Source organism: Nonomuraea zeae (assembly GCF_005889725.1).
Lineage (GTDB): Bacteria > Actinomycetota > Actinomycetes > Streptosporangiales > Streptosporangiaceae > Nonomuraea > Nonomuraea zeae.
In genome coordinates, this window is the sequence record NZ_VCKX01000240.1 from 1 (window position 1) to 19,581 (window position 19,581).

20 protein-coding genes are annotated in these 19,581 nt (G+C 71.5%); 15 read left to right on the forward strand and 5 right to left on the reverse strand.

What is annotated here, in order from left to right; translation table 11 throughout:
* The first annotated feature begins 108 nt into the window (after nt 1-108).
* The 13 genes from ETD85_RS46515 to ETD85_RS46570 all read left to right on the forward strand — a co-directional run bounded on the left by ETD85_RS46515 (nt 109) and on the right by ETD85_RS46570 (nt 13,656).
* The gene (locus tag ETD85_RS46515) at nt 109-366 is read left to right on the forward strand and encodes a hypothetical protein (protein ID WP_138696265.1); all 258 of its coding nucleotides are present in this window, start codon (nt 109-111) and stop codon (nt 364-366) included.
* Between the two features lie 171 nt (nt 367-537).
* Nucleotides 538-1,884 (forward strand): PP2C family protein-serine/threonine phosphatase, encoded by a 1,347-nt coding sequence (locus tag ETD85_RS46520; RefSeq protein ID WP_206059305.1) that lies wholly within the window; start codon nt 538-540, stop codon nt 1,882-1,884.
* A 1-nt stretch (nt 1,885) separates the two neighbouring features.
* Nucleotides 1,886-2,182 (forward strand): helix-turn-helix domain-containing protein, encoded by a 297-nt coding sequence (locus ETD85_RS46525; protein WP_138696266.1) that lies wholly within the window; start codon nt 1,886-1,888, stop codon nt 2,180-2,182.
* Nucleotides 2,183-2,364: 182 nt separating this feature from the next.
* Nucleotides 2,365-2,784: a PRC-barrel domain containing protein gene (locus ETD85_RS46530; protein WP_240779872.1), complete on the forward strand. Its 420-nt coding sequence runs from the start codon at nt 2,365-2,367 to the stop codon at nt 2,782-2,784.
* A gap of 550 nt (nt 2,785-3,334) precedes the next feature.
* The gene (locus ETD85_RS63800; RefSeq protein WP_170247209.1) at nt 3,335-3,484 is read left to right on the forward strand and encodes a GPGG-motif small membrane protein; all 150 of its coding nucleotides are present in this window, start codon (nt 3,335-3,337) and stop codon (nt 3,482-3,484) included.
* A gap of 231 nt (nt 3,485-3,715) precedes the next feature.
* A complete protein-coding gene (locus ETD85_RS46535; protein WP_138696267.1) occupies nt 3,716-4,222 on the forward strand; it encodes a peptidase inhibitor family I36 protein in 507 nt (168 codons plus the stop codon).
* Nucleotides 4,223-4,624: 402 nt separating this feature from the next.
* Nucleotides 4,625-5,854, forward strand: a complete 1,230-nt coding sequence (locus ETD85_RS46540) for an acyl-CoA dehydrogenase family protein (RefSeq protein WP_138696268.1) — start codon at nt 4,625-4,627, stop codon at nt 5,852-5,854.
* Nucleotides 5,855-5,881: 27 nt separating this feature from the next.
* Complete coding sequence (locus ETD85_RS46545; protein WP_138696269.1) at nt 5,882-7,177, forward strand: NtaA/DmoA family FMN-dependent monooxygenase; 1,296 nt, start codon at nt 5,882-5,884, stop codon at nt 7,175-7,177.
* 13 nt (nt 7,178-7,190) lie between these two features.
* Nucleotides 7,191-8,330 (forward strand): LLM class oxidoreductase, encoded by a 1,140-nt coding sequence (locus ETD85_RS46550; protein ID WP_138696270.1) that lies wholly within the window; start codon nt 7,191-7,193, stop codon nt 8,328-8,330.
* An 11-nt stretch (nt 8,331-8,341) separates the two neighbouring features.
* The gene (locus ETD85_RS46555; protein ID WP_138696271.1) at nt 8,342-9,961 is read left to right on the forward strand and encodes an ABC transporter substrate-binding protein; all 1,620 of its coding nucleotides are present in this window, start codon (nt 8,342-8,344) and stop codon (nt 9,959-9,961) included.
* Between the two features lie 33 nt (nt 9,962-9,994).
* Nucleotides 9,995-10,945 (forward strand): ABC transporter permease, encoded by a 951-nt coding sequence (locus ETD85_RS46560; RefSeq protein WP_138696272.1) that lies wholly within the window; start codon nt 9,995-9,997, stop codon nt 10,943-10,945.
* 6 nt (nt 10,946-10,951) lie between these two features.
* Nucleotides 10,952-11,860, forward strand: coding sequence for an ABC transporter permease (locus tag ETD85_RS46565; RefSeq protein ID WP_206059306.1), 909 nt, complete (start codon nt 10,952-10,954; stop codon nt 11,858-11,860).
* Nucleotides 11,860-13,656, forward strand: coding sequence for a dipeptide ABC transporter ATP-binding protein (locus ETD85_RS46570; protein WP_138696273.1), 1,797 nt, complete (start codon nt 11,860-11,862; stop codon nt 13,654-13,656). Before ETD85_RS46565 ends, ETD85_RS46570 begins: the two co-directional genes overlap by 1 nt.
* Before the next feature lie 17 nt (nt 13,657-13,673).
* On the opposite strand, the gene ETD85_RS46575 is transcribed toward ETD85_RS46570, so the two are convergent.
* Together ETD85_RS46575 and ETD85_RS46580 are read right to left on the reverse strand one after the other, a co-directional pair.
* Nucleotides 13,674-14,873, reverse strand: coding sequence for an acyl-CoA dehydrogenase family protein (locus ETD85_RS46575; RefSeq protein WP_138696274.1), 1,200 nt, complete (start codon nt 14,871-14,873; stop codon nt 13,674-13,676).
* Between the two features lie 162 nt (nt 14,874-15,035).
* Complete coding sequence (locus ETD85_RS46580) at nt 15,036-15,593, reverse strand: TetR/AcrR family transcriptional regulator (RefSeq protein WP_138696275.1); 558 nt, start codon at nt 15,591-15,593, stop codon at nt 15,036-15,038.
* A gap of 87 nt (nt 15,594-15,680) precedes the next feature.
* Between ETD85_RS46580 and ETD85_RS46585 the strand changes: the two genes are divergently transcribed.
* The gene (locus tag ETD85_RS46585) at nt 15,681-16,556 is read left to right on the forward strand and encodes an SDR family oxidoreductase (protein WP_206059307.1); all 876 of its coding nucleotides are present in this window, start codon (nt 15,681-15,683) and stop codon (nt 16,554-16,556) included.
* A gap of 26 nt (nt 16,557-16,582) precedes the next feature.
* Here the strand turns inward: ETD85_RS46585 and ETD85_RS66300 are convergent, their stop codons facing one another.
* The 3 genes from ETD85_RS66300 to ETD85_RS46595 all read right to left on the reverse strand — a co-directional run bounded on the left by ETD85_RS66300 (nt 16,583) and on the right by ETD85_RS46595 (nt 19,040).
* Nucleotides 16,583-16,966 carry a thiamine pyrophosphate-dependent enzyme gene (locus ETD85_RS66300; RefSeq protein WP_240779873.1) on the reverse strand — a complete coding sequence of 128 codons (384 nt, stop codon included), beginning with the start codon at nt 16,964-16,966 and terminating at the stop codon, nt 16,583-16,585.
* On the reverse strand, nt 16,900-18,243 hold the full coding sequence (locus ETD85_RS46590; RefSeq protein ID WP_240779874.1) for a thiamine pyrophosphate-binding protein: 1,344 nt from the start codon (nt 18,241-18,243) through the stop codon (nt 16,900-16,902). The genes ETD85_RS66300 and ETD85_RS46590 overlap by 67 nt, the downstream gene beginning before the upstream one ends.
* 386 nt (nt 18,244-18,629) lie before the next feature.
* On the reverse strand, nt 18,630-19,040 hold the full coding sequence (locus ETD85_RS46595) for a helix-turn-helix domain-containing protein (protein ID WP_138696277.1): 411 nt from the start codon (nt 19,038-19,040) through the stop codon (nt 18,630-18,632).
* An 84-nt stretch (nt 19,041-19,124) separates the two neighbouring features.
* Here ETD85_RS46595 and ETD85_RS46600 point away from each other — a divergent pair.
* On the forward strand, nt 19,125-19,581 hold a 457-nt coding region (locus tag ETD85_RS46600), incomplete at its 3' end, for a hypothetical protein (RefSeq protein ID WP_206059308.1).

Genomic DNA, 19,581 nt, shown 5'->3' on the forward strand with positions numbered 1-19,581 from the left:
ACTCCAGCAAAAAACGCACCATATCAAAGACTACAAAGTTTGATATTATTTTTTTTTTTCAAGCAGAAGACGGCATACGAGCTGTCTTAGGGTCTCGTGGGCTCGGAGATGGGTATAAGAGACAGGGCCGAGACCCTGATGAGCAAGGCCCGGCGCGGCAGTGACCCCGCCCAGACGCGTACGCTGATCGGCCGGGCACAGTCCCAGGCCGCCCGCATCCACGAGCAGATGACCGGCGAGATCCGGCACGGCCAAGTCCAGCACCCCGGCGGCTGGGCGCTGAGCGGCAGCCTGCTCACCGACGCCGACCGCATCCTGGCCCTCCTCGCCGACGGGCAGGAGGCCCCTCCGGTCAGGGCCACGTGACGCGGGCGGTGGAGGGGTTCCCCTCTGCGTACGCCGTTCGGAGCGCCGCGTGGAGTCGCCACCGCATGCGTTAGGCTCCGTCAAGCGAGTTGACACGCACCGGCGTGGCCTGTCGCGAAGCACCGCGTGCGCTGCCAAGGCACACCCGGTCATCCAGGAGGGTGCCCAGGCGTGGGATCGCCGTTCAAACCGCTGCTGGCACCGGCCGTACCGGAGCTGCCGGCCCAGGTGTACGACCCTGAACGGCTGGCCGCACTGGCCGCCACCGAGCTGATGGACAGCGAGCCGGAGCCCAGCCTGGACGACCTGTGCGAGCTGGCGGCGAGCACGAGCGGAGCCGGGCAGGCGGTCATCGCCTTGCTGGACGCCCGCCACTCCTTCCGCGTGGCCGTCGCCGGCGACCTGGGCGCCGGATCGCCCGCGCCCGCCCGGCGCCGGACACCGATCCACGACGACCCCGCTCACCTGCTGGTCGGCACCGGCCGCGCGCTGATCGTCGAGGACGCCACCTGCGACCCCCGCCTCGCCCACCTGCCGGTCGTCCGCGCGGCCGGGATCGGCGCGTGGGCGGGCTTTCCGATCGTCTCCGACGACGGCCTGGTGCTGGGCGCGTTGTGCGTCTGGGACGGCCGGCCACGTCAGTGGAGCGCCGAGCAGCAGCGGTCGCTGGAGCGCCTGGCCCGCTCGGTGAGCGCCGACGTCAGCCTGCGGCTGCGGCTGCGCCAGGCCCAGGATCGCATCGACGACCTGGAAACCTCCGGCGACGCCAGCCGCAAGCTGGCCCAGAGCTTGCAGGACAGCCTGCTGCCGCCGGTGATCGCCCGCCCGTCGTGGCTGGACGCCGCCGCGCTCTACCTGCCGGCCAGCGGCGGGGAGAGCGTGGTCGGCGACTTCTTCGACCTGTTCGCCACCCGCGAGCCGTGGTGGTGCGCGGTGCTCGGCGACGTGTCCGGCAAGGGGCTGGAGGCGGCCAAGGTGACCGCGCTGGCCCGCTACACCGTACGCACCGAGGCCACCCAGCACGCCTCACCGGCCACCGTGCTGAGCCGGCTGAACGAGGCACTGCTGCGCCAGCGGCTCAACGACCGCTTCCTGACCGCCGCCTGCCTGATGTTCCGGCCCGATCCCGACGGGCGCGGCGTACGCGGGCTGATCAGCCTGGGCGGCCACCTGCCGGGGCTGATCCGGCGCGCCGACGGCACCGTGACCGAGGCCGGGCGGCCGGGCCACCTGCTGGGCATCTTCGAGGACGTGAGGCTGCACGCCGAGCTGGTGGAGCTGGCGCCGGGGGATGCGCTGCTGCTCTACACCGACGGCGTCACCGAGGCCCACCGCCGCGGCGGGCACGCCCTGTGGGGGGAGACGGCGCTCGCCGACCTCCTGGCCGGCTGCGCCGGCCTGGATGCCGACGGGATGCTGGAGCGCATCACCACCGCCCTGACCCGGCATGCCGGCAACCACCGCAGCGACGACACCGCCTTGCTGCTGCTGCGCGTGCCCCTGGACGATGAGGCCTGACATGAGCGGTTCACCGGTAGCGGGCTGGCAGCAGAGCGTCCACGACATCTGCGCCGGCGTCACCCGGCTGCACCACCGCCTGCAGCAGGCCGGTGCCGAGGACCGGCTGCGCCTGCTGGACGAGCTGCAGCACACTCTGGCCCGCCTGCACGCCGAGGCCCGCGATCAGGCCATCACCGCCGCCCGGGCCGAAGGGCTGCCGCTGCGCCGGATCGCCACCGCCGCTGGCTGCTCCCACGAGCAGGTCCGCCACATCCTCCAGCGCCGCACCCTCCCGGCCGCCGGCAACGAGCCATGACACCGTACGATCGCCGCCGGGCAGGCGCCGAGCCCTCGCAGCGTCTCCCTCCAGCTGGACCGGCCTGCCGGACGGGTCTGATCGGGGGGCTGGGGCCCGGTCGTCCGTGCCCGCGGTGTTTAGCGATGTCGGCGAGGGCAGAAGGGGGGAGCTTGTTTCCACACCCCAACAGGAGGAACCCCTTGCCCCATGACATGTGGAGCTACGACTCCGACGTCTACGGCGACAAGAGCCTTGACATCGTCGGCTTCGACGTAGAGGCCACCGACGGTTCGATCGGTTCGGTGGACGAGGCCAGCATCGATGTCGGCAGCAGCTACCTCGTGGTCGACACCGGCCCGTGGATCTTCGGCAAGAAGGTCGTGCTGCCGGCCAGCACCGTCACTCGGATCGACCCGCAGGAACGCAAGGTCCACCTCGCACGTACCAAGCAGGAGATCAAGGACTCGCCGAAGTTCGGCGAAGGCACCCATAAGGACGACGATCACCGGACCGAAGTAGGCGACTACTACGGTGGCTTCCCGGCCTCCGGCGCTCCCGGTGCTCCGGGTGCCCCAGGTGCTCCTGGTGCTCCGGGCAGCCCTAAGCCCGGCCCCATGTAAGACAGACCTTGGGCGCGGCAGGTCCTGTCCAGGCCCCCAGGATCTGCCGCGCGCAGGGGCGCCGGTGCCGTCGCCCCAGGAGACTTGACGCAACCCGCGCATCACCGGGAACTTGGTGATCGATTCCAGCGGGTTCAGCTGTCGTCCCAGGTGAGAACGGCAAGCGCCGGCCCCAGGCGATACCCGGCGACGTTGAAGAACGTCAGGTCCCCGACGCCGATGACGACCGGCTGACCAAGCCCGTCGACCAGCACCTGACACCGTCCGCCGATGAGCCCGGACTCCGGGCGCGGACGCACGGTGGCAGCCGGATCACGAGCCACCACCTCCCGACTCTCGCGGACACGCCCGATCCGGGCCTCGCGGTAAGAGACTCCGGCCAGCCCGTTGAGCGCGCGGTCGAGAACGACCCGCTCACCCGACCCGCCCCGGAAGCATCCGCATCGCCCCCACGCGACGGCCCGCACGCGCCGGCAGCGGCGTGATCAAAGCGTTATCGCCTCAGCGGGGATTGCCCGTTTCGGGCTGGGGCTCCGGGTAGTTCGGGAGCATGGCAACCCTCCTCTGGATCATCGCTGTAGTTCTCGTCATCGCCGGCATCTATGTGATCCTGGCTCGTCGCGACATTCTGTGGGGCATCGTCCTCATCGTGGTGGGACTGCTGGTCGGCCCTGGGGGTGTGAGCATCTTCAACGTCTGACGCCCGGCCGCGACCCGGGCCCCGGCCTGGACGCCCTCGCGTAGATCGCGTGCCGGCTGATTCGATATCGGGCTCCCGCAGGCTCTGTCCTGCGGGAGCCCGCCGTACGCCGGCGCGGAGAATCACGCGGGCCACCTCCGGAGCCGCCGTACGAGCCTCAACACGGCCTCAACATCGGCTCAACACCTGGCTGCCTACCTTCCTCTCAACTACGCGAAGAGGGAGACGGAAATGCGCCAGCACCCGCTTTTCACCAGAGCGCTGAAAACGGCCGGCATCGTCATCGGCGCCGGTGTCATCGCCGGCAGCGCGCTCCCGGCCCAGGCGACCACCACCAGCAGCGCCCGGATCGACGCCTACATGGCCGCCTTCCCCAACGGGACGAAGGTGAGCAACAACGAGATCTCCTGGGAGGGCGGCGAGGTCGGTGTAGTGCTGTCGGCCACCGCGGCGTCCTGCCCCAGCGGCTACTACTGCGTGTACGAGCACCAGTACTGGCGCGGCGCGATGGGCAAGTGGAAGGCCACCCGCGAGAAGTGCAAGAAGTTCAACTTCACCCCTTACTGGCGGGACAAGGTCTCCTCGTTCTGGGCCCGCGGTGGCTGCCCGGCCAGCAACTACTTCCTCAAGAACAAGAAGTCGTTCCAGCCGGACCAGTTCGAGCCCTTCGAGGGCAAGAAGGCCTGGGTCCGTTACAACGACAGCTACGACTATGCCGCCCGCGGCTACACCGACTGAGCACTTCATCCTCAAAGCCCTTCCGGAGCCAGGCGACCGCCTGGCGACCCCTGCCGCGATCACCGGCGGGACGACGACGCCGCAGCCGCAGTCCGGGCTGCGGCGTCGTTTCCGTTCCCGGGCGCTCGGCGGGCAGACCGTCTCGTAGCGTGAGACGAGCTTGAAAACCCCATAAACATGTAGGAAATTATGGGTATGTCGAGATGTGTCGTCCTCACCACCCGCCGGGTGATCGACTACAAGCGCGCCATCAGCCACTGTCGCTGACCTTCCGCCCCTGCGCCGCTCCGCATCTCCTGCCGCGTCTCCCACCCTCTCGTTCACCCCCGAAATCTCATCGCGCCCCTGCCTGCCCGTAGGCAGCGCCGGGCGGTCACCACCCCCGCCATGGAAGGCAGCCGCATGTCCGAACCCACCTCCTCCCTGCAATACGCGACCGCCGAGATCGAGGAGCTCCGGCAGGTCTTCCAGCCGGTCTTCGACCAGGTCGGCAAAGGCAACCTGGATCGCGAGAAAGACCGCGTCTTCCCCCACGAACAGGTCCGCCGGCTGATCGACGCGCAGCTCGGCGCCATCCGCATCCCCCGGTCGCTCGGCGGGTTCGGGGCCTCGCTGCAGCAGACCTTCCAGCTGCTGCGCGAGCTCGGCGCCGCCGACCCGAACGTCGCCCACGTGTGGCGCAACCACCTGGCCTTCGTCGAGGACCGGCTGAACGCCCCGCGCTCACCGGCCACCGAGGTCTGGATCAAGCGGTTCCTGAGCGGCGAATTCGTCGGGGGCGGCTGGACCGAGGCCAACAACGGCACCTACGCCGACATCCGGACCAAGCTCGTCCCGGCCGGCGACCACTGGCTGCTGACCGGCGCCAAGTTCTACGCCACCGGCAGCCTCTACGCCGACTGGCTGGACGTGCTCGCGGTCAACCCCGAAGGGGTGCCCACCACCGCCCTGGTCAAGGCCGACCAGCCCGGCGTCAGCCTGACCGACGACTGGACGGGCTTCGGCCAGAAGACCACGGCCAGCGGGAGCGCCACGTACACGCAGGCCCGGGTCGAGAGCGCCAACCTCTTCCCGGCCACCGAGCGCTTCGCCTACCAGGGCCTGTTCTACCAGACCTCGCTGCTGGCCATCCTCGCCGGCATCACCCAGGCGACGCTCAGGGACGGGCGCGAGGCGCTGCTGAACCGCAAGCGCAACTACGGCCACGGCCTCGCCGAGCGAGCTGCCGACGACCCGCAGCTGCTGCAGGTCATCGGCAAGGTCTCCGCCCTGGCGTACGGCGCGGACTCGGCCCTGTTCACGGCCACCGCCGTCCTGGACGAGGTCGCGCACGCGCACATCGCCGGCGACGCCGAGGCGAAGAAGCAGCGCCTCGTCGAGGCCCACGTCGCCGTGACCAACGCCCAGATCGTCATCATCGAGGCGGCGCTGCAGGCCACGACCGTCGTCTTCGACGCGCTCGGCTCCTCGGGCGTCTCCGAGACCCTGCTGCTCGACCGCCACTGGCGCAACGCGCGCACGCTGGCCTCGCACAACCCGCGGGTCTACAAGGAACGCATCCTCGGCGACTGGCACGTCAACCAGGCCGATCCCACCAAGGCCTACGGGCTCCCCGCCGGCCAGAGCGAATAGCACGCGAACGATCTCGAAGGTGTAGCGATGTCGAACCCCCGCGAGGGCCATGTCCTGCTCGGCGTCAACGTCCTGGTGCTCGGCTACCTGCCGGCAGCATGGCAGTCCGAGCTCCTGCACAAAGACTCCTTCCTCGACCCCGCCTACTGGACGGACATCGGCGCCGTCGCCGAGCGCGGCACGCTGGACGCGATCTTCCTGGCCGACAGCCCCCTGCTCGGCGACCCCGCCTACGACGCCAACGCCGGCCGGCTCGACCCGACCGTCACGTGGAGCCACGTCGCGGCGGCGACCGAGCACGTCGGCCTCATCGCCACCGCCTCCAGCACCCTGAACGACCCGTACGACCTGGCCCAGCGCCTGCTCTCGCTCGACCACGTCTCCGCGGGCCGGGCCGGCTGGAACATCGTCACCACCCGGAACGCGCCCGCCGCCCAGAACTTCGGCCTGCCGGACATGCCCCCTCGCGAGGACAGGTACGACCGCGCGGCCGAGTTCGTCGACGTGGTCCTGGCCCTGTGGGAGTCGGCCAGGACCGGCCAGGAGGCGCGCCACCACGGCGACTTCTTCGATCTCGACGCCAGGCTGCGCGTTCCGCCGTCGAGGCAGGGGCGCCCGGTGCTCTTCCAGGCGGGCGGCTCGCCCAAGGGCAGGGCGCTGGCCGGCCGCAAGGCCGACGGCGTGTTCGCGGCCGAGCTCACCAAGGAAGGAGCCATCAAGCACTACCGCGAGGTCAAGCAGCACGCCACCGGCGCGGGCCGGTCCCCGGAGGAGGTGAAGATCCTGCCCGGGCTGCTGCTGAGCCTCGGCAGCACCGAGGAGGAGGCCAGGCGCCGCAGCGACGAGCTCCACGATCTCGGTCCCGCCTCCTACTCGGTGCAGTGGCTCTCCCAGTCGATCGGAATCGACGCCTCCCGGCTCGACCTCGACGAGAAATTCCCGGAGGACGTCCTGGCCGCCATCGTCGACCCCCGGCACGCGGGCGGCAGCATTGGCTTCCGGCAGTCGATCTACGAGCAGATCCGCAGGAGCAAGCCCACGGTGCGCGAGTACCTCCGGCAGACGCGGTACACCGGGTCGGGCCACAGCGGGTTCGTCGGCACCCCCGAGCAGCTCGCCGACCACATCGAGGACTGGTACCGGTCCGGTGCCGCCGACGGGTTCAACCTGCAGCCGGACGTCCTCGCCGACGGCCTGGCGGTGATCGCCGACGAGGTCGTCCCGCTGCTGCGCAAGCGCGGCCTCTTCCGGCACGAGTACACGACGGACACCCTCCGCGGGCACCTCCGGGCCGCCTCCGGCCGACGACCGACCGCTGCGTAAGGAGTTTGCCCCCATGGGCGAGACAGACATCACCCCGAAGTTCCTCGGAATCGGGCTCACCGGAAGCCACCTGGTCACGCTCGTCGGCGACCCACGGCTGACCGCCCGCCTGGACGAGTCCGGTGCGACGGTCGTCGTGGCCGGCATCGAGCGGATCGACGGCTCGGAGCCCGGCGACCCGGCCCTGGAATCCACCGTCGCCACCACGTTCCTGGCCGAGCGGGCGCCGAGAACGGCGTTCCTGGCCGCCGCCGTCCCGGACCGGGACCACCCGTACAACCTGGCCCGCCGGGTGGCCTCGCTCGATCACCTGTCGCGCGGCAGGTCCGGCCTCGTCCTCGGCGTACGCGACGGCCACGCGCCGCCCGGGGGCCCCGCCGCCTGGCGGCGCGCGGAGGGCGCCACGGCGGGCGTCGAGCTCACCCGCGACGCCGCGATCGCGATCGAGAAGCTCTGGCAGAGCTGGCCGTACGAGTCGATCGTCGCCGACCGGCGGAGCCGGATCTTCGCGCGCGCCGACCAGATCGTGCACATCGACCACGAGGGGATCTTCGACATCGCCGGGCCGCTCACGGTGCCCTCGACCGCGCACGGCTCTCCCGTCCTGGCGTGGTACGCGGACTCCGGCGCGGCGCTGGCGGCGGCGGCCGGCGTCGTCGACCTCGTCATCCTCCCGGCAGACGACCGAGCGGACGGCCCGGCGGACGGCCCAGCGGACGGCAAGGCGGGGGACACGGCGGACGGCCGGGATCGTGCCCTTGCCGCTGCCGCCGAGGTGCTTCGTTCCGCTCCGTCCCGGTTCGCCGGCGGCGCCGGCCGTACCCTGCTCTTCGCCCAGCTGGCCTACCACCGAGGGCACGGCATCGACGCGTTCGTCGCGCAGGCCGAGTCCGTGCTCGCCCATCCGGACGTGGACGGGATCCTGGTGCGCCCCGACGCCCCTGCGGAAGCCGCCGCCGAGGTCATCGAGGGCGTCGTGCCCCGGCTCGTGGCCAGGGGACTCGTCCGTACGCAGGGCCAGGACACGTTGCGGGCCCGCCTGGCGCTGCCGCGCCCGGCACCCCTCCTCGCCGGCGCCCGCCCGGCCTTCGCCGCCCCCGAACCCCAGCCGCCGCTCCAGCCCGCGGCCGCCGGCCTCAGCCAAGTTTTGTGAAGGGACTTTCCGTGAAGTTGAGAAAGCGCGGCCGGACCGCCCTCCTGGTGGCGGCCGCGATCGTGAGCGCCCTGTTCCTCTCCGCCTGCGGCGGCGGCGCGGGCAGCGGCGGTGACACCGCCAGCGCCGCGCAGGGGAGCGGGACGCCCAAGGCGGGCGGCACCCTCGTGGTCGGGCTCTATCTTGAGCCGCTCGCGCTGGACCCGCACCGGCAGGGGTTCTGGGAGACGTACCGCGTGTCGAGGAACCTGTTCGAGGGCCTGGTCAAGGAGGACCTGTCCGACGGCGAGGGCCCGACGAAGCTGCTGCCGAGCCTGGCCACGGAATGGTCGGCCTCGAAGGACGCCAGGAAGTGGACGTTCAAGCTCCGTGAAGGGGTGAAGTTCCACGACGGCTCGCCGTTCGACGCCGAGGCCGTGCACAAGAACGTGCGCCGGGTCACCGACCCCGGCTACGAGTTCTACGACGCGACGAGCGCGCCCAAGCTCGCCAACTGGTTCGGCGACCTTGTCAAGGGCCGGGTGGTCGACCCGCACACGTACGAGTTCGAGTTCGGCAAGCCGTTCCTCGGCTTCCCGAGGATCCTCGCCCAGTCGATGAGCACCCTGGCGATCGGCAACCCGGCGGTGTGGGAGAAGCACGGCAACGACGCGTTCGCCGACCAGCCCAGCGGGACGGGGCCGTACACGTTCGTCTCCCGGACCATCGGCGACCGGATCGTGCTCAAGAAGAACCCGGACTACTGGGGCGACAAGCCGTATCTGGACGAGCTCGTCTTCCGCATCATCCCCAACAACCAGACGCGGCTGGCGGCGCTGCTCGGCGGCGAGGTCGACATCATCAGCTACGTGCAGCCCGAGGACGTCGAGACGCTGGAGTCCCGCGGCTTCCAGGTGCCGGACGGCCACGGCGCCGCGCTCATGTACCTCACGTTCAACTACAAGAACGCGGTGTTCAAGGATCAGCGGGTGCGGCAGGCGATCATCCAGGGCATCGACCGCGAGAAGCTCGCCAAGGAGCTGTACAACGGCAACGCGATCCCGCTCTACTCGCTGCAGCCGCCGGGCAACGAGGCCTACGACCCGCAGGCCCGCGACTTCGGCTACGACCCCGCGGCGGCCAAGGCCCTGCTGAAGGAGGCCGGCTACGACGAAGGCGAGCTGAAGTTCACCATCGTGGCCGACGTCGCCAACCAGAACAAGGCCGAGTGGCTGCAGAGCCAGCTCAAGGGCATCGGGGTCACGGTCGACATCGTCACCCTCGACCGCCCGAGCTACGGCGCCCGCGCCTTCGGCAAGCCGGAGCCGAACGACGGCCTCAGCATCGACGAGTACGGCGGCAGTTACGCCGAATGGCTGCACCAGGTCCTGTACACGAACATCGCCGTCAAGGGGCTCGACCTGGACGACGTCCCCGAGATCAAGGAAGCCGTGGCGGCCGCCCGCTACACGGACGACCCCGACCAGCGGATCGAGCTGTGGCGCAAGGCCGACGAGAAGATCCGCGCGGCGGGGATCGCCGTCCCCACGGTGTCGCTGACGAAGTACTACGGCCTCGGCCCGAACGTGCGGGGCTTCGTCTTCGCCGCCACCAACTGGTACGACCTGACGAAGGTCTGGCTGGCGGACTGAGCGGGACATCGGAGCGGGACATCGGAGCAGGACATGGGAACGCTCAAGCACATCCTGTGGCGGCTGCTGAACATCGTCCCGGTGCTCTTCGTGGTGTCGGTCCTGACCTTCCTGGTCGGCAGGCTGACACCCGGGGACCCCATCGAGACCCAGTTCGCCAGGGACCACACGCCCGAGCAGATCGAGGTGATCCGCGAGTCGTACGGCCTGCACCTCCCGCTGTGGCAGCAGTACGCCAAGTGGGCAGGCGACCTGTTCACCGGCGGGGGCGGCCGATCGATCGTGCAGAACCAGCCGGTCTTCGACATCCTCGTGCCGAACTTCGTCAACACGCTGATCCTGACCGGCGCCGGGGTGCTGATCTGCGCGGTGCTCGGCATCGCCGTCGGGCTGATCGCTGGGACCGGCCACCGCCGGTTCCTGGACCGCTTCGCGATGCTCTTCGTGCAGACGGGGAGCAACCTGTCGGTCTACTGGTTCGGGCTGATCCTCATCTGGATCTTCTCGCTGCAGCTCGGCTGGCTCCCGACCAGCGGCATGGAGTCGCGCAACGGGGGCGGCCCCGGCGACCTGCTCGCCCATCTGGTGCTGCCGGGCTTCTCGGCGGCGCTGATCTCGATGCTCGTGCTCGCCCGGTTCACCCGGCTCGGCATCATCCAGGAGTCCCAGGCCGACTACGTCCGCACGTTCAGGTCGCAGGGCCTGCCGCGGCTGCGGCTCGTCGGCAAGCACATCGGGCGCAACATCCTCCCGTCGGTCGTGAACATCATCGGCCTGGAGATCGGCACGCTGATCACCGGTGTGATCTTCGTGGAGAGCGTCTTCAACTGGCCGGGCATCGGGACGCAGCTGCTGAACGCGGTCAACGGCAAGGACTACCCGCTCATCCAGGGCGGCGTGATCCTCGTGGCCCTGTGCTACCTCGTGGTCAACCTGCTCACGGACATCACGGTCGACGCGCTCAACCCCAGGCTGAAGAGGTAACGGGCAGTGGCTTTCACGACATCGCCGAACGGCCGGACGATCAACCTGCTGAGAAGGACGCCGCCGCGCCGGCGGCGCGCACGACGGCGGACGAACGCGCAGGTGACGATCGCCGTCGTCATCATCGCCTGCTTCGTCCTGATGAGCCTGCTGGCCCCCGTGCTGGCGCCGTACGATCCCGACCTCGCCGACGGCGCCGTCAAGTATCTGGGCATCGGCGAGCAGGGGCACCTGCTGGGCACCGACGACCAGGGCCGCGACATCCTGAGCCGGCTCATCTGGGGAGGGCGGACGTCACTGATCGTCGCGTTGCTGGCGTCCGTCCTGGCGACGCTCGTCGGCAGCGCGCTCGCGCTCGTCGCGGGCTTCGCGGGCGACAGGCTCGCGGGCCTGATCATGCGGTCGATGGACATCATGTTCGCCTTCCCGGTGATCATCGTGGCGCTCGCCGCCGCGGTGATCCTGGGACCGGGCCCCTCCGTCGTGGTCCTGTCGATCGTCTTCGCCGTGATCCCGTACGTCACCCGGGTGGTCTTCGCCGAGGTGAAGCTCCAGCGTGGCCGGGAGTACGTCGAGGCCGCGGTGTCGCTCGGCGCCGGGTTCCCCGCGATCCTCTTCCGGGAGGTGCTGCCGAACGTCGCCGGCCAGATCGTGGTCTACGGGACCGGGCTCGTCGGCGGAATGATCGTTTTCACCTCCAGCCTGAGCGCGCTGGGCATCGGGATCCAGCCGCCGACGGCCGACTGGGGGCGCATGATCTCCGAGGGCGCGAAGGTCATCATCTCCGGCAACGTGTACGTCGCCCTGCTGCCGGGACTCGTCGTGCTGGTCGTGGCCCTGGCGTTCAACTGGCTCGGGGACGGCCTGCGGGATGTCTTCGACCCGTACAAGAGACACAAGAGGAAGGCGGGCTGATGACCGAACTGTCCATTCCGGCGCGCGCCGGACACCGGCCCGAGGAGACACCCGGCGCCCTGCTGAGCGTGCGGGACCTGTCCGTCGCGTTCGGGGACGAACCCGTCGTGGACGGCGTCACCTTCGACGTCCGGCCAGGCGAGACCTTCGCACTCGTGGGCGAGTCCGGCGCGGGCAAGAGCATCACCGCGGCGGCCGTCATCGGCCTGCTGCCGGGCAACGCGGTGGTGACGTCGGGCTCGGTCTCCCTGGGCGGGGACGAGCTGCTCACGGGGTCGCGGGTCACCCGGTTCCGCGGCTCGCGGATCGGCATGATCTTCCAGAATCCCCTGGCCTCCCTCGACCCGTCGTTCAAGATCGGCAACCAGCTCGCGGAGATCATCGGGCTGCGCCGGCCGGACACGCGGAAGAGGGAGCGGCGCGAGCTCGCCGGGACATGGCTGCGGAACGTGGGCATCGCCGACACGGCCCGGGTCCTGTCGGCGTACCCGCACGAGCTCAGCGGGGGCATGCGGCAGCGGGTGATGATCGCGCTCGCCGCCCTGTCCCGGCCGGCGCTGCTGATCGCGGACGAGCCGACCACCGCGCTCGACGCGGTCATCCAGAAGCAGATCCTGGACCTGCTCAAGAGCGTGATCGAGGAGACCGGCAGCTCGCTGCTGATCATCACGCACGACTTCGGGGTGGTGTCCTACGTCGCCGACCGGGTGGCCGTGATGAAGGACGGCCGGATCGTCGAGCAGGGGCCCCGCGAGCGCGTGCTCGGCGAACCCGCCGACGACTACACCCGCTCGCTGATCGATGCGGTGCCCGAGGTCGGCACCCGGTTCCGGCTGGCCGAGCTCGGCCTGGCCAAACGCCTCGGGACGCCGGGCATCGCCGCACCCGAGCCCGCGGCTCCCGCACCGGCTTCCGCTTCCGCACCGACTTCCGGGCAGCCCGCGGTGTCCGTGCCGCCCGCCCTGGTGTCGCTGCGGGACGTCAGCAAGGAGTACGCGGTCGGCGGGCTGGGGACCGGGCAGCCGAAACGGCGCTTCAAGGCGGTCGACGGCGTCTGGCTCGACATCTTCCAGGGCGAGATCTTCGGCCTCATCGGAGAGTCAGGCTCGGGCAAGTCGACGCTGGCCAGGCTGATCGGCGGCCTGCAACCGGTGACGGCCGGCGAGATCGACTTCGACGGCCGGCGGATCACGGAGCTGCCGAAGGCGGAGTTGCGCCGGCTGCGGCCCCGGTTCCAGTTCGTGTTCCAGGACGCGTCGAGCTCGCTGAACCCGAGGGTGCCCGTCGGCGAGCAGATCAGCCGTCCGCTCCTGCGGCTCGGCAAGGCCGCGAACCGCCGGTCGGCGGCCGATCGCGCGGCCGAGGCGCTCGATCTCGTCGGCGTCGCCTCCACGTTCCTGGACCGGTACCCGCACGAGCTGTCCGGCGGCCAGCGCCAGCGGATCGGGATCGCCCGCGCTCTGGCGCTGGAGCCGGACCTGCTGATCCTCGACGAGCCGACCTCCGCGCTCGACGTGTCCACCCAGGCGAACATCCTCAACCTGCTGCTCGACCTCAAGGACAGGCTCGGCCTCACCTACGTCTTCATCGGCCACAACCTGGCCGTCGTCGAGTTCGTGTGCGACCGCATCGGGGTCCTGGAGCGCGGGGTGATCCTGGAGACCTTCGACGCCGCCGAGCTGTTCGCCGCCGAGCGCCATCCCACGACGAAGTCGCTGCTCGACGCGGTCCTGCCGATCCAGCGCGGCCCCGTACCGGACCTCCCGCCCGGCCGGCCACCGGCGACAGAGCGCTGACACGGGCGCGCCGGAGGTCAGGGGATGAGTCCGAGTGAGGTGCGGCCGACCACGTCGAGCACGGCGTCGGTGTTCGGCGGGTGCAGCGGGCCGGTGCGCACGTCGCGGTAGAGGCGTTCGAGCTCGTTGCGCCGGCTGACCGAGGACGCGCCGACGACCTGCACCGCGATGTCCACCACGCCCCTGGCGGAGGAGACGGTGAACTCCTTGGTCGCGAAGAGCCGCGAGGTCCACCAGGAGCCGTGGTCCACGCCCTCATCGAGGTCGGCCACCGTCTTCTCCAGCAGCGACCAGGCCGCGTCGAGCTGGATCTCCGCCTGCGCGACCCACCGCTGCACGGAGCCCTTCTCGGCGTTGGGCCGCCCGTCCAGCGCCAGCGACCTGCGCTCGCGCGAGCTCGCGACGGCGAGGTCGAGCGCCCGCCGGGCGATGCCGTAGTACACGTTGGCGACCAGCGGCAGGTACCACCGCAGGATCCCGTTGATGTAGGGCGGGTACGGGTGGCCGATGGGGATGACGGCCAGCACCTGATCGGCGGGGACGGCCACGCCGTCCAGCACGGTGTCGTCGCTGCCGATGGCCCGCACGCCCAGGGCGTCCCAGACCTGCTCGGTGGCGACCCCGGCGGCGTCCCTGTCCACGAAGGCGTGGACGATCCTGGGACGGTCGGGGTCGGAGTCGTCCCTGCCGTGCACGCCGAGCTTCGTCCACACCGGAGACAGCGAGGTGAAGGTCTTGCGGCCGGTGAAGACGTACCCGCCGCCGGGTCGCGGCACGGCCCGCACCACGGAGTCGTCCAGCCCGGCGTCGTTGCCCCGCTCCCCGTGCCCCGCGGCCAGCACGGCGCCGCCGGCGACCGCGTCGAGCAGCCAGGCCACGGAGTCGTCGCCCTGCTCGCGGAGCTGGACGGCCGGGCCGATCCAGTAATGGTGCATGGTGAGGGCGAGCGCGGTGGCCGGCGCCCAGTAGGCGAGGCGGCGCTGCTCGCGGGCCACCTGCGCGAGCGTCAGGCCGGCGCCGCCCAGCGCGCGGGGGAGCGCGATCTTGAGGTAACCGGCGGCGCGCAGGTCGGCGAAGTCGTCGGCGAAGAAGGCGTTGTCCCGGTCGTAGCGGGCGGCTCGCTCGTGGAAGCGCGCGTAGTCGTCGGGTCCGAGGATCTCACCGGCCCGGGTGTCGGCGAGCTGCCGGGCGGAGGGGTTGACGGGCAGTGTGGTCATGGCCTTCCTTCCGTGACGGCCCGGCGGGCACGGACGCCGGACCGGGCGCTCTCGCGGCCGCCCGGCGTTCGCCGGGGCCGGGATCCTTCATTCAGGTATTTCATGTAGGCATAGTAGGAATTTAACCGAGCCGGGCCCGGCGGCACAAGAAGGAACGGCCGGCTACCCGCGCGCGAGGCCCTGAAGGGCGAGATCGATGAGGCGGCCGGCATCGGCGGCGGACAGGTGCTCGTGCAGCGAGGCGGCGGCGACGGTCAGCGCGGTGACGTCCGCGCCCGTCGCGTCGGGGCGGACCGTGCCCGACTCGCGGGCCCGGGCAACGAGGCGGTCGCCGATCTCGGCCAGGCGCAGGCAGGAGGTGTGCAGCTCCGACGCCTCGTCGTCCAGGCCGTCGGCGAGCAGGGCGGCCAGGCCGCTGTAGGTGGCGGCGTGCTCGGTGACCGCCCGTACCCACGTGCGCAACGCGTCGGGTCCGGGCGAGGCGGCCAGTGCGTCGCCGCGCTCGAACAGGGCCTCGTTGCGCTCCCGCAGCAGTGCGCCGACCAGCGCGCGGCGGCTGGGGAAGTGGCCGTAGAGCGTGCCGATGGCCACGCCCGCTGCCCGCGCGATGCCCTCCAGGCTGGCGTCGACGCCATGCGTGCGGAAGGCCGCGTCGGCCTCCGCCAGCAGGCGCTCGTAGTTCCGGCGGGCGTCGGCGCGTGGCCGTCGGGTGGTGGCCATACGGGCTCCACTAGTAATTCGAGGCATCCTCGATATAGATTCTCGAGGCCACCTCAGTTTAGCTTGGAAAGGTCGATCATGATTCTGGTGACCGGAGCCACCGGCTCCATCGGCACGCACCTCGTACGCCTCCTGCTCGATCGCGGCGTCCCGGTCAAGGCGTTGGTCCGCGACGAGGCCAGGGGGTCGGCCCTGGGCTGTGAGCTCGTGGCGGGCGACTTCGACGACCCCAGCTCGCTGGCCGCCGCCATGCGGGGCGTGGACCGGCTGTTCCTCAACGCCGGGGGCGCGCAGCCGGTGGACGGCGAGCAGCCGATGATCCGCCAGCAGCGGGCCGCCATCGACGCGGCCCGCGCCGCCGGGGTGTCCAGAGTGGTGAAGATCTCGGTCTGGCACGCTCACCGGGGCGGACGGCTGGCCGAGGGCGCGCACTGGGAGATCGAGGAGCACCTCAAGGCGTCGGGGCTGGGCTGGTCGATCTTGCAGCCCAGCGGGTTCATGCAGAACTTCATCACCGGCGCGGGCGCCTTCACCACCGACGGCGAGCTGGCCGGCGCGTACGGGGACGCGGGCGTGTCCTACATCGACTGCCACGACGTCGCCGCGTGCGCCGCCGCCCTCCTGACCGGCTCGGCGGGCCTCGGCGAGACGTACGTGCTGACCGGCCCGCGCGCGCTCAGCCATGCCGAGATCGCGCAGGAGCTCTCGACCGCGCTGGGCCGGACCGTCGGGCACGTCGCCCTGTCCCCGGACGAGCTGGCCACGGCGCTGCGGGCGCAGGGGCTGCCGGAACGGTTCGCCGACGACGTCGCCGAGCTCTCCCGGCAGGTGGCGACCGGTTCGCTGGAGGCCACGACGGACGCGGTGCGGGAGCTGACTGGCCGCGAGCCTCGGACGTTCGCGCAGTTCCTGGCCGCGAACGCGCAGGCGCTGCGGGATGGGCTCGTCGCCTCCGTACGCTGAGGTCCACCGGACCCCGGCGGGGCAGGTCAGGGGGTCTTGGCCGCCTCCTCCAGCCACCACGAGCCGCCATCGCGGGTGATCTTGGCGTGGACGAGCAGCGGCCGGTCGCGCGGGCCGTCCAGCCAGGCGGCCACGCCGTCGAGGTCCGGCAGGGCGGTGACGGTGACGGCGGCGCAGCCGTGACCGCGCGCGATGGCGGCCAGGTCGGCGGGCGGGAAGGTGACGGTGTCCAGGCGGTGGCCGGCGAAGCGGTGCATCTCGCCGCCGTGCGCCTCGTCGTCGTAGACCACGATCACCATCGCCAGCCCGAGCCGGACCACCGTCTCCAGCTCCGCGATGCCCATCAGCGCGCCGCCGTCGCCGAGGGCGGCGACCGGCAGGCGATCGGGGCGGGCCAGCGCGGCGCCCACGGCGGTGGCCAGGCCGAGGCCGGTGGAGTGGAAGCCCTGGGCGAAGCAGGAGCCGCCCTCGTCGGGGACGTCCAGGTACATGGCTGGATATCCCATGAAATTTCGGAGTCAGTGGTGACGATGCGCTCGTCGGGAAGCAGGTCGTCCAGGGCGATGGTGAGCGTTCTGGGGTCGATGCGGCCGTCGCCGCTCTCGTCCTCGTACGGCACGCTCCGCCAGGCGCGTTCGGCCGCGATCAGGTCGGCCGGCACCCGCGTACGGTAGCCGCGCAGCACCGGGACCGACGGACGCGAGCCCTCGGGACGCAGCGCGCCGGCGACGGCGGCGGCCACGTCGGGGATGTCCCCGGCCAGGCCCAGCGAGACCCTGCGATGGCCGGCGATGGACTCCTCGTCCAGGTCGATCTGGACGACCTCGGCGCCGGGCCCGATCAGCGCGCCGTGCCGGGTGGTCCACGCGTTGAGCAAGCAGCCCCAGGCCACCACGATGTCGGCGCCGCGGATGAGCCGGGCGGTCAGCGGGGAGGAGAACCCGCCGCTGACGTCGAGGTCCCACGGGCTGCCGCGGAAGAGCCCCTTGGCCGCCGTCGAGGTGGCCAGCAACGCCCCGACGAGGTCGGCCAGCTCTTCGAGCTCGCGCCGGGCGCGCCGGGCGCCGCGTCCGGCGACGAACACCGGCCTCTCGGAGCGGATCAGCATCCACGCCAGCGCCTCGGCCCCGCCGTCCGGCCACACGCGGGCCAGGGTGCGGTCGTGCCGCGCGGGGAGGGCGGGCGGCCCGCCCGCGACGGGCACGCCGCGGGCGTGCTGCACGTCCAGCGGCAGGTTGAGCAGCACGGCCCGGCGCTCGCGGGTCGCCGTCGCGTAGGCCGTGGCGGCGGTCCCGGCCGCGGAGCCGGCGTCGTCCACCCGCATCGGCACGGCGCCGACCGCGGTGGCCAGGGCGTCCTGGTCGATGTGGAAGTTGGAGCGCGCATCGGTGGTCTCGCCCGCCAGCACCACCAGCGGGGTGCCGCTCTTGGCGGCCTCGGCGAGCCCGGTCAGCGCGTTGGTCAGCCCCGGTCCCTGGTGCACGCTCACCACACCGGCCTTGCCGCTCATGCGGGCGTACCCGTCGGCCATCGCGGCGGCCCCGCTCTCGTGGCGGGCGGCGACGAACCGGGCGCCGCCGGCCACCAGCGCGTTGGTCACGTGGAAGCTGCCGCTGCCCACGACGCCGAACACCGTGTCAACGCCGAGCGCGGCCAGCGTGCGGCCCACCACCTCGGCGACGATCATCGCCCGGCCAGGCGGCCGATGGCGGCGGGGGCCCGGCTCGTGACCCGGCTCATGATCCGGCTCGTGACCCGAGGTGAGGAGCGGGCGGTGCGGCCGGCGCCCGCGGTTTCCTCCATAACGCCTCACAGTAACGGCATATGGCCGCCATGGATGATCGAAATGACGGCCCCGCCGAGTCGCCATCACCGCCCCCGCCACGACCAGGCCGACCTGGACGTCGCCGACGTCATCCCGATCTCTCGCTGAGGAGGCCCCGGCGACCTGCCGCGAAAAACGCTTCCTCTCACGGCCGGTGTCCTGAATCGCTCATCAGCGAAAGGCGGGATCTCGCCCGCTCAGAGGTCCGGGCGAGATTCCGTCGAGTTACTCGTGCACATGGAACGGTGTCATTCCGGTTGCGGGACATCGATGGGCGGGCCGACCGGCGGGTCGGTCGCGAGGCTGAGCGAGGCGGCGAGGATGGTGAGGATCGGGATCACGGCCACGCCGGCGAGCTCGTACTCGCCGCGCCGCCGCTGCACGATCAGCCCCGCACTCTGCAGCGCCCGCAGGTGGTGGTAGAGCTGGCCGGTGGTCGTTTCCCCCTGTTCCCGCCCCAGCGCCTCCTGAAGGTCGGCGCTGGTACGCCGCCCCTCGCGCAGCAGCGCCCCGAGCAACGCCAGCCTGGGCAGGCTCCCGAGCGATTCCAGGATGCCGGCCGCCGGGCTCCAGTCGGCCGGCATCAGCTCGGCGAGCGAGTGCTGCCTGGCCCACAGGTACACGCTGTCGGCCAGGTACGCCGCCCCCGCGTATCCCACCGTCCAGGGCTGGGATTAGCGATGGGCGCCCGCCGGCGGCATGCTTGACGTCGTACAGAGTGCGCCGACGAGGAGCAGAGGTTCATGCGTGCAGCGAGTCAGGCCGACGTGGTGCTCTCGGGCTACGGCCCGGTCGGCCGGGCCTTCGCCGGCTGTCTGGCGCGGCAGGCCGATGCGCTCGCCCGCCGGTACGGCGTGCGGCTCGCCGTCCGCGCCATCCGGGCGAGCTCGGCGCAGTGCCTGCCCGGCGAGGGCGAGCCGGTGCCGCCGCGTTCAGCGTGGCGCCCCCTGGCCCCGCTGGCGCAGACCCTCGACCGGACCGCCGCCCGCGTGCTCGTCCAGGCGATACCGTCCGCGCCCGAGCTGCGGCAGCTCGCCGCCGAGGAGGCCGTCATCGCGCTGAGCCGGGGGGTCCACGTGGTCACGGCCACCAAGAGCCACCTGCTCAGCCACTGGCGGGAGCTCGACGAAACGGCCCGCGCGCACGGCAGCATGATCAGGATCTCCGGGGCGACGGGGGCGGCCCTGCCGGCGGGGGACC

Bases quoted from the DNA above. Each gene is read 5' to 3' on its own strand.
- ETD85_RS46515 (WP_138696265.1), top strand. From the start codon at position 109: ATGGGTATAAGAGACAGGGCCGAGACCCTGATGAGCAAGGCCCGGCGC.
- ETD85_RS46525 (WP_138696266.1), top strand. From the start codon at position 1,886: ATGAGCGGTTCACCGGTAGCGGGCTGGCAGCAGAGCGTCCACGACATC.
- ETD85_RS63800 (WP_170247209.1), top strand. From the start codon at position 3,335: ATGGCAACCCTCCTCTGGATCATCGCTGTAGTTCTCGTCATCGCCGGC.
- ETD85_RS46535 (WP_138696267.1), top strand. From the start codon at position 3,716: ATGCGCCAGCACCCGCTTTTCACCAGAGCGCTGAAAACGGCCGGCATC.
- ETD85_RS46540 (WP_138696268.1), top strand. From the start codon at position 4,625: ATGTCCGAACCCACCTCCTCCCTGCAATACGCGACCGCCGAGATCGAG.
- ETD85_RS46545 (WP_138696269.1), top strand. From the start codon at position 5,882: ATGTCGAACCCCCGCGAGGGCCATGTCCTGCTCGGCGTCAACGTCCTG.
- ETD85_RS46550 (WP_138696270.1), top strand. From the start codon at position 7,191: ATGGGCGAGACAGACATCACCCCGAAGTTCCTCGGAATCGGGCTCACC.
- ETD85_RS46560 (WP_138696272.1), top strand. From the start codon at position 9,995: ATGGGAACGCTCAAGCACATCCTGTGGCGGCTGCTGAACATCGTCCCG.
- ETD85_RS46570 (WP_138696273.1), top strand. From the start codon at position 11,860: ATGACCGAACTGTCCATTCCGGCGCGCGCCGGACACCGGCCCGAGGAG.
- ETD85_RS46575 (WP_138696274.1), bottom strand. From the start codon at position 14,873: ATGACCACACTGCCCGTCAACCCCTCCGCCCGGCAGCTCGCCGACACC.
- ETD85_RS46580 (WP_138696275.1), bottom strand. From the start codon at position 15,593: ATGGCCACCACCCGACGGCCACGCGCCGACGCCCGCCGGAACTACGAG.
- ETD85_RS46590 (WP_240779874.1), bottom strand. From the start codon at position 18,243: ATGATCGTCGCCGAGGTGGTGGGCCGCACGCTGGCCGCGCTCGGCGTT.